We start from the raw sequence: 8528 nt of genomic DNA on the forward strand, positions 1-8528 counted from the left end.
GGTGCTGAGCCCTTTGCGCCGAACGGCATCTTGGTTGCCACAGTAGCGGCATGAGACGACGAGTGTTACCATGCAATAAAGACGAAGAGTCCACGGTTACGTCACGACCAAAACAGGGCACTTTCTTATGGGTTTACTGCTCATAATAAGTACAGTAGCATTAGGGCAAGCTACGAGTAAACAAAGTTATTTTGGCATTAGGACAGGGTATCTCAGGGCATCTACTCAATTAACGAATTCACTTTTAAACTATTCGCTTCCTAGTGTAAGCTTAGCAGGAGTAGCACCCCGAAATAGTTTCTATGGAGGAGTTTTTTACCAGCACGCTTTATCGCGCTGGATTGCTTACAGAATAGAACTCAACTATCAGCAAAAAGGAATTCAAAACCAAGACTTTGATGGTAATACACTCTTTCAGCAAAAATTCCATTATGTGGGTGTAACACCTTTAATTGGTATTACACCTGTATCTGGCCTTGGACTTTTTGTAGGGCCAGAAGCCAATGTCTATTTTGGTAAAAGTGCGTGGAGTGAACATGCTTCTCTAGTTGAATTAGGGATAAGTGGCCGAGCCTCTTATCGTTACAAATGGATTGGTGTTGACGTGGGTTACTTTAAGTCTTTTAACGAGTATACTCATGTTGATTTGGGGAATATTCGGTTCGGTTTTAAAAACCAGACTTGGCAAGTCGGGCTAATTTTTGTACCCACGATGCTAACAACAAGGAAGCCTGATAACTGACTTTTATCAAACAAAACTCTTTCTCGCTACAGTTAGTCAATCTTGCTTTCGTCTGTCAACCTATTGATACCTATACAACGATCCTCTTCTTACTATAATAGTTAAAAAAACCTAAAAAGTAGTAACGCTTTACAAACTGTTTCGCTATAGAAATATCTTTGAGAAAAAACAAGATCATTATGAAACGTTGTGTATTACTACTAGGTCTTTTCTTACCCCTATTCGGATCTGCTCAGACGGTGTTTGACGAGCATCAGCGGGATCTACTTGGCAAAGGGCGTTTAAACGTTGGTATCTCTGCTGGACAAGGTTACAAAGGGAGTCGTCCAACAACGATTTTTTATAGCCCCAAAATCCAATATTTTCTGGCTGATGGCTGGTCGGTGACGCTCGAAGGTCGTTACTTAAAAACGACTTCATCGGATTATTTATCTTCCTTTCCCTTTAATTATGCAGGAGCAGGTTTATCAACTAGATACTATTTCCTGCGAGGAAATCGGTTTGCACTGTTTGCTCAAGTTGGGGCCTTGTACGGGCAGAGCAACTATGACAGATTTGAACCAACAGACCCCTTTAGTACAATGAATGGCATACACAATATGAATTGGCAAACCAATGCCGGTTTGGGGGCACATTACCGAGTAGGCAGACGCTGGTCGGTAGAAGCAACAGTTGAGCGAAGTTGGTTACCGTCTTCTTATTTAACACCTGATTATAATCGTTGGCAGGCAGGTATCGGTATCAATTATCGGTTGAAATAAGCCTGAAGTATTAATTGCTGAAGAGAGTCTTTTATCTGCTCTTTTCAAGCCTGAGCTTAGCACTCAGGCTTAACTTCATCTCGGAATAATCTTAGTTATGAAGCTACGGTATTAAAAGTAAAATAGCCAGCTTTTGCTGGCTATTTTACTTTTACATGAAACGATACACAGGTAATTCCCACTAATAGGATTCATAAGTAAACCGCGTTTCACCCAACCCATCTTTTCGAGCGACGCGGGTAGGCAAACCTTGCGCATTGTACTCGTATACGTACTCTATAGGTATCCCATTGTAGGTAATCTTAATGATATTGTTCCGATTGTATGTCAAATACTCTTCAATCCCGGCTACAGGCATAATCAAGCCAAAGTAAGGATTAGGCTTGTCGTCATAATCGAAGGTGAGGTTTTCAAGATTGCGACCCTGGATAAATACACCACTAGTGATATTATCGCCCGTGTACTGGTAGGAGTTAGAAAGATACCCGTTCGTGAGACCATTGGAGAAGGAGGTGATGTGATGGCTGTTATCGAGGCCATACGATCTAGTTTCATGCGTAATTTCTGTAGTGCTAGTGAAATCAATGTCGGCTACCGAAAGAGCGTTGGGATTTGACATAAAGTTGAATCGGTATCGCCGGCCTTTTGTTTGATCGCCAGCGAGACTCACAATGTCATACCGGGCGTACCGATTTTGGGAGTCATAATAAAACAAGCCTTTATACCCGTTTGTAGTCGTGTACGAGCTTACCCGATTATTCTGATCATACGTATAGGTTGCGGTGCTGCTACCAACCTGTTCAATTGTTTTAACCCGTTGTCGTAAAGTTGCTAATGGACTTTGACGATGATCTTCACAAGCAAACAAGGTACAGGATAGAACTGAGATCGTTAATAAAATTCGTAGCATTGAGGACATAAAATTGAGTTAGGTTTAAAAGTGTTTATCGTGAACTGAAGGTAAGGTAATGATAATACGGCATGTGAATCTGACTTGCGGATTAATATATGTGTATATTAATTAAATGGCAGTTTCCTTCATATCTAACCGTGTAAAGTTATTTCAGCGTAATACACATAAGTGCAATTATGTTAGTTGACTTTCCCTTAATGACTCTAATCAGCAGATTAAAGCATTGCCTGAATAATTATAAATGGCTAGTCTCTTGTGAAAGTGTAGTCATTGCCATCAGCCCCCGTATCACCTATGATAAGCTGTTTGGTGTTAACCCGAAAATTGCCTCTGGACGGGGGATAAAAAATAGGTGAGTTGCCTGCTTTTTGAGTAATTGAATACCGAACAAGCCCTGACTTGGTTTCTTCCAGGGAGTACTGAAAAGTCAGCATCTCTTTTCCGTTTTCGTAGATAACCGCTTTTTGTTGCTGATCAATGGCCAGCTCAACGTTGTCAATAGGTGGATTCGTCTTTCCTGTCCAACCAGAAGTGATTCCAACCAAATTCCATCGTCCTACTGCTTTCTTATCAGCAATGGCTTTCTGAGTAGCAACTTCATTTTGATTACAACTGACTATCAAAACAGACAAGATTGACATAACAGCAATCAGGTTGCTGAAAGATAAAATGTTTCTCATGGCTAATCAATCTATTTACGGTGATGACTCTTTATCAGCTGTAAGGGTTGCAAAGCTTGAGGATGCTTCTGGTATATAAGTGGTAATTATGTTATTTATCTTACCATAAACCGTCGAAACCGTATAGCAACCCTATTCCATCAATATCATTAGTTCTGACGTCGCGGAAACTGACTAGTTTTCCCTCCATCCCTTGGGGGTGGTGGGGGTACGGCCATCACTTTTTAAACATACCGCCGTTGGGGGACGGCTTTCGCCAGGGATTAACAAGGGGATGGGGCCAAAAATTAGGGATTCCGGAATCGGATCTCGATCGTTCTTAGCCATGAACAAACCGGGGGCTCTGGTCGTAGCGTCCTTGCGATCCAGCCAGTACAACTCCGAAGAGACGGCAGAAGCACTGAAATAACCAACGACGGGCTCCCGGGTATTCGTTAGATTCCTTACGTTTCCACCGGCAATGGTAGGGGGCGTATCGGCGATGCCGCCCGTGTTCTGGGTCTGATCCTGAAGGAGTTTAAAGTAGCGGTGCGCATCCGCCGTTAATGAGCCCTGCCGAATTTCGACCAGACAAGGATTGCGCTGGTAGAGGGGGATCTGCGCTACCCGCCGATCTGTGATCGTTCCTCCATTGCTGTACTGATCATCAAACACATTCACCTCGTACCCCTGAAAGATATCCCAGCAATGGGTACGACATTCATAATCATAAACGTAAGGTTTGTCGGTGGAAACGGGGAAGCAATTTTCGTAGAGCATCGTCGTATCCCTTGGGTCATGAATAAAATAAGCACCATTAGCGCACGTACGGCACCATTGCTGTTTTTCCCAGAGCTTCCAGCCCCAGCGGTAGTAGTTGTGCTGGTTGGCCGGGTCTTTTATGGTGACGTAAAAGTCGTGGGCGGCCGCGTAAAAGTTCTGGAGTTGTTGATCGGGGGCTAAACTGTTCGGATTAAAACGGGAAGACAGCTTGCCGATGGGCGGGACTGCCTGCATCACTTCGGTGGACGATTCGTAACGGGTACCATCCCGCAGGGTAATGTGAAGCTGGTAGGTGTGCCCGATCTGCCCCATAAACTTCGCTGGTGCCCGGTATTTACCCGAATCAGTTTCGATCATCCGTATGATCTGAACTGAGTCCACCACTACGGTCACTGTTGCCTGGGTAATGGGGGTCGACCCGAAGCGACCCGTGAGCGGATCGGCTTTAGACCGATTGATCCGAACAGTTTGGTCTTCGGCCAGATTGGTGATGGTTCCGTCGATGACGATAACATCCACCGTTCCCCGCCCCGACAACTCCAGCGGATCGACGCAGCCCAAGGGTAATATCGTCAGACTCCCACAAACGACCAGCAGTAGTATTAAGGCGCGCATAAAAAGAAATCCGGATGAACAGCAATAGGGTACGATTACCGAAGACAGAACCTATAAAACAGGAGGGCTGACAGCGAACTCAACGGACAGACTGCGCGCCGTCAATTCTGCCAGCCCTCGGGTTTAATTGGGGTACGATTTGTTCCTGCCAGGCAGGGAGCCGTGATCAGGCGGGGTGGTGCACCGGGTGCGAACGGAGTAGCGCTCTGCCCCAATACGGGGACGCGTCGGATCAGGCTATAAAATAACTCATCGTCAAATTGGACAATCTGGCCCGCTTCGTCATAAGAACCATAGGGTAAACGGGTGGCATCGGTTTTATCAAGCCACTGTCGCGCGGTGGACACCGCACTGGCGGTGAAAAAGCCGACTACTACTTCCTCCCGATTAGCCATATTGTGTAGGTTGCCGACAGGGGCCGAAGGGGGCGTATCGGCGATACCGCCCGTATTCTGGGTTTGTTGCTGTAGCCGTTGGTAAAATTGGTAGGCTTCCCGGGTCAACGACAACTGGCGAACTTCCAGTAAAGCCGGCTGGCGTGTTAGCAAAGGCACCTGGCCAACATTCCGGTTAGCCAAGGCACCGCCGTTGGAGAGTTGGTCATCAAAGAGATTGATCGTTGAATTGGTAATGATCTCCCAGCAAGGGGTCCGGCAGTGGTAATCGTTGTAGTAGTCCCGGTCCAAAGGGTTCACGGTGGACTCGACACAGGCTTCAACGGCCTTGCGCGTGGTAACAAGTTGGCCATTCTGTAGATATTGTTCCTGTAAGGAGTCCAGGTAAACGCTCTTGTAGCAGCTCTTGCACCAGTGCTGCTTTTCGATCAGCTTCCAATCCCAGCGGTAGTAATTGCGCTGAGTAGCCGGGTCCCGGGTGCTCAGCAGGACATCATAACCCGCCCGAAAGCCAAATGAATAGAGACCCGGCGGTAAGCTGGTGGCGTTGAAGGCGACCGACAGCCGTTCAATGGGCGGTACCTCGGGCATGATCTGGGTCGAGGACGCGTAACGGGTTCCATCCGAAAGCGTGAACCGGAGCTGATAGGCGTGGTCAACCAGGCCTTTAAAATCACTGGGCAGCCGGTACGTCCCGTCAACCGATTCCAGGCAACTAATGACCTGGGCTGAATCGACCAGGATCTCAACGGTGGCTTTGGTAATGGGCAGCACGCCAAACCGACCCGATAGTGGATCAGCACGGGAGCGGTTGAGGATGATTTGCTGGGGCTCGGCCCGGTTGGTCAGCGTACCATCCACCACGATCACGTCGACCGTGCCGGCCAGGGTCTGCTCGATCGGATCGACGCAGCCCAGCGCTGCCCAGGAAACGGGCAGGCAAATGACCACCCACCAAATGAAAGCGCGCATACGATAGTGGGTAAGGAGTAAGTCAACTGGTTAATTCTGCCAGCCAGCGGGCTTGAACGGGGTACGACTGTTACTAAGCACACACACAGCGGTGGGCGGGCGGGGTGGCCCCCCGTAAATATACACTTTGGGCGTCGGGCGGGGACCGGTGTAGGGGGGCGGTGGCTCCCGGTTCGGCAACCGCCGATTGAGCGCATAGAAGAGTTCTTCATCGCCCTGCACGGTGGGCACAAACGGGTCGGTTGTCGTGGTGAAGGGTAAGGTGGACCCATACGGTAACCCCTGCGCATCTTTTCGATCCAGCCAGTAGGGAACCGATGACACAGCTGAAGCGGTGAAATAGCCCACTACGATCTCCCGCTCATTGGCCACGTTTCGGATGTTACCCGGCAAGGCGGTAGGGGGTGTATCGGCCACCCCACCTGTATTCTGGGTCTGGTCCTGGAGTTGCTTGAAGTACTGATACCCCTCCGGGCTGAGCGAAGACTGGCGAATCTCGATCAGACACGGCTCTCGGGTGTAAAAGGGAATCTGGGCCACCTTGCGGTTGGTGATAAGTCCCCCGTTGGTGAATTGATCGGCAAACACATCGAGACTGTAATTGGTCAGGATCTCCCAGCACTGCGACCGGCAATAGTAGTCGTAGCCCCAGACACCCCTGGGAACCAGGGGCTTCCCGAATTCAGAGACGTTTTCCAAAGTCGGTGGAGGGATGAAACAATCTTCGTACAGTGCATCGCCCGACACAAAATACAGATTATCCTTGTAGACGCCGGGCAAAATCGCATTGACGGCGTAAACGCCCTGCTGACAGGAGCGACACCAGACCTGTTTTTCATACTCCTTCCAATCCCAGCGGTAGAAATTACGGGTAGCCGGTGGGTCCTGGGTGTCAATAAACAACTCGTGACCCGCCGTGTAATTATCGAGAAGGCCTTTTGCCAGTGCAGTTGGGCTGAATCGGCCCCGTACGGCCTGGATGGGGGGAACGGCGAGCATGACCTGCGGGGTAGACTGGTAGCGGGTGCCGTCCCGTAGGGTGAAACGCAACTGATAGGCATGGCCTGTCTGGCCCCTGAAGTCGCTGGGTAGTTGGTACTGGCCATCTTCGGTTTCGTGAGCCGTAATGACCGCGACCGAATCGAGGACTACTTCAACTAAAGCCCCGGTAATGGGTAAGGAACCGGGCAGCCCCGTTACTGGATCGGATAGCGATCGATTCAGACGGATCTGTTGCGGTTCTGCCAGATTCGTTAGGGCTCCGTCTACGACCACTACCGTTAGCTTACCAACAGCAGAAAGGTCGAGCCTATCGACGCAGCCTAGCATAAGCAGCCCCATCGATAGGCCAACGACTAGCCCCCGCCATGACCCGACGCACGTAGTAGTTCGGTAGTAAAACGGAAGGAGCCTTCTCATTTGAACTCGAAATTATAGGACAGGCTGGGGATGGGGGCGGCAAAAATAGCCAGCCGGTACGGATTGGTGGCCTGCCCTTCGGTCCGGTAAAAGATCGAGTATGCATTCCGGCGGCCGTAGAGGTTGTAGACCGTAAACGTCCAGTGGCCCTGCCAGCGCCGGTCCCTCAGGCTCGGTCGATAGATGTTCCAGGCGAAATCGAGCCGGTGGTAGGCCGGGAGCCGCCCCTGGTTGCGCTCGTTGTAAAAGGGATAGGTCCGGTCCTGATAGCGAATGAAGCCTTCCGGCCGGGTGTAGGGGCGTCCCGTGCTGTAGACCGCGTTAAACGAAAAGCTGTGGTGCTTCGTCTGGTTGATGGTCAGACTGACATTGACGCTGTGGGGACGGTCGTAATTGGCCCGGTACCAGTCACCCCCGTTGATCTGCTGGGTGAACTCCGTTCCGGCGGCCACCTGGTTGAACGTCCGGGCGTAGGTGTAGTTGACCCAGCCCGTCAACTCGCCTTTCTTTTTGCTGGCCATCAGTTCGAGCCCGTAGGCTTTGCTGCGTCCTTGTAACAGCTGCGTTTCGGGAGTGGCCTGCAACAGGAAGTTCGCGCCCGGCTTGTAGTCGAGCACGTGTTGGGTCGTCCGCCAGTACACTTCCGCCGTCACTTCGTAGATATTCTCCTTGAGGTTCTGGAACCAGCCCGCCGACAGCAGCTGGCTCACCTGGGGCCGGATGTGGGCATCGGCCGTTTTCCAGCGGGCGGTGGGCAGGGGCGTGGTCGTGTTGGTCACCACCTGCAGGTACTGCCGCATCAGGTTGTAGCCCAGCTTGACGGAGGCTGTCGGGGTAATGGCGTAGCGAATGCCCAGGCGGGGTTCGAACCCGCCGTAGGTCTGGCTGACCGCCCCGGCCCGGTAACGCGTTGAATCGACGACGGAGGTCGCGTCGGGGGCGCTCCCCTCGGCGTAGCGGTACACCAGCGAAGGTCCCAGGTTTATAAAATAGGAATAGCGCAGGCCCGCCGAAATCGCCAGTTGGTCGGAGAGGCTCACTTCATGGTCGGCGTAGAGGGCCGTTTCCAGCGCGTTCTCAATAGGTGTTTTCTGTCCGTTCACGCTCAGACTCTGGCCGGGCAGAAGCTCTCCCGGATTGAGCCGGTAGTGGGTGGCACTAAGAGTATGTTTTGGATAGTCTAAAAATGAGAGTCCGTCTTATCTTGTAGTTACCAAGCTCCAAGATCATGAACGAATCGTTTCAAGCACTAACGGACTCTCAATGGCA

8 protein-coding genes are annotated in these 8528 nt (G+C 50.6%); 2 read left to right on the forward strand and 6 right to left on the reverse strand.

Going from position 1 to position 8528, the window contains the following annotated elements; all coding sequences use genetic code 11:
- The first annotated feature begins 127 nt into the window (after positions 1-127).
- Together FH603_RS27085 and FH603_RS27090 are read left to right on the forward strand one after the other, a co-directional pair.
- Positions 128-742, forward strand: a complete 615-nt coding sequence (locus tag FH603_RS27085) for an outer membrane beta-barrel protein (RefSeq protein WP_186742288.1) — start codon at positions 128-130, stop codon at positions 740-742.
- Positions 743-921: 179 nt separating this feature from the next.
- On the forward strand, positions 922-1503 hold the full coding sequence (locus FH603_RS27090; protein ID WP_186742290.1) for an outer membrane beta-barrel protein: 582 nt from the start codon (positions 922-924) through the stop codon (positions 1501-1503).
- Positions 1504-1684: 181 nt separating this feature from the next.
- Here FH603_RS27090 and FH603_RS27095 read toward each other — a convergent pair whose 3' ends face one another.
- From FH603_RS27095 to FH603_RS27120, 6 genes are all read right to left on the reverse strand, one after another.
- Positions 1685-2122 carry a hypothetical protein gene (locus tag FH603_RS27095; RefSeq protein WP_186742292.1) on the reverse strand — a complete coding sequence of 146 codons (438 nt, stop codon included), beginning with the start codon at positions 2120-2122 and terminating at the stop codon, positions 1685-1687.
- 539 nt (positions 2123-2661) lie between these two features.
- Positions 2662-3096 (reverse strand): hypothetical protein, encoded by a 435-nt coding sequence (locus FH603_RS27100; RefSeq protein ID WP_186742294.1) that lies wholly within the window; start codon positions 3094-3096, stop codon positions 2662-2664.
- Positions 3097-3270: 174 nt separating this feature from the next.
- Entirely contained in the window at positions 3271-4473 is a 1203-nt protein-coding gene (locus FH603_RS27105; RefSeq protein ID WP_186742296.1) for a DUF4249 domain-containing protein, read from the reverse strand.
- Positions 4474-4574: 101 nt separating this feature from the next.
- Positions 4575-5840 carry a DUF4249 domain-containing protein gene (locus FH603_RS27110; RefSeq protein WP_186742298.1) on the reverse strand — a complete coding sequence of 422 codons (1266 nt, stop codon included), beginning with the start codon at positions 5838-5840 and terminating at the stop codon, positions 4575-4577.
- A gap of 30 nt (positions 5841-5870) precedes the next feature.
- Positions 5871-7259, reverse strand: coding sequence for a DUF4249 domain-containing protein (locus tag FH603_RS27115; RefSeq protein ID WP_186742300.1), 1389 nt, complete (start codon positions 7257-7259; stop codon positions 5871-5873).
- Positions 7256-8362: a TonB-dependent receptor domain-containing protein gene (locus tag FH603_RS27120; RefSeq protein ID WP_342355231.1), complete on the reverse strand. Its 1107-nt coding sequence runs from the start codon at positions 8360-8362 to the stop codon at positions 7256-7258. The genes FH603_RS27115 and FH603_RS27120 overlap by 4 nt, the downstream gene beginning before the upstream one ends.
- Positions 8363-8528 lie beyond the last annotated feature (166 nt).

The organism is Spirosoma utsteinense, assembly GCF_014282275.1.
Classification (GTDB): domain Bacteria; phylum Bacteroidota; class Bacteroidia; order Cytophagales; family Spirosomataceae; genus Spirosoma; species Spirosoma utsteinense.

What these genes read in the sequence shown, in the direction of transcription:
- FH603_RS27085 (WP_186742288.1), top strand. Translation starts at nt 128, where the DNA reads ATGGGTTTACTGCTCATAATAAGTACAGTAGCATTAGGGCAAGCTACG.
- FH603_RS27090 (WP_186742290.1), top strand. Translation starts at nt 922, where the DNA reads ATGAAACGTTGTGTATTACTACTAGGTCTTTTCTTACCCCTATTCGGA.
- FH603_RS27095 (WP_186742292.1), bottom strand. Translation starts at nt 2,122, where the DNA reads ATGTCAAATCCCAACGCTCTTTCGGTAGCCGACATTGATTTCACTAGC.
- FH603_RS27100 (WP_186742294.1), bottom strand. Translation starts at nt 3,096, where the DNA reads ATGAGAAACATTTTATCTTTCAGCAACCTGATTGCTGTTATGTCAATC.
- FH603_RS27105 (WP_186742296.1), bottom strand. Translation starts at nt 4,473, where the DNA reads ATGCGCGCCTTAATACTACTGCTGGTCGTTTGTGGGAGTCTGACGATA.
- FH603_RS27110 (WP_186742298.1), bottom strand. Translation starts at nt 5,840, where the DNA reads ATGCGCGCTTTCATTTGGTGGGTGGTCATTTGCCTGCCCGTTTCCTGG.
- FH603_RS27115 (WP_186742300.1), bottom strand. Translation starts at nt 7,259, where the DNA reads ATGAGAAGGCTCCTTCCGTTTTACTACCGAACTACTACGTGCGTCGGG.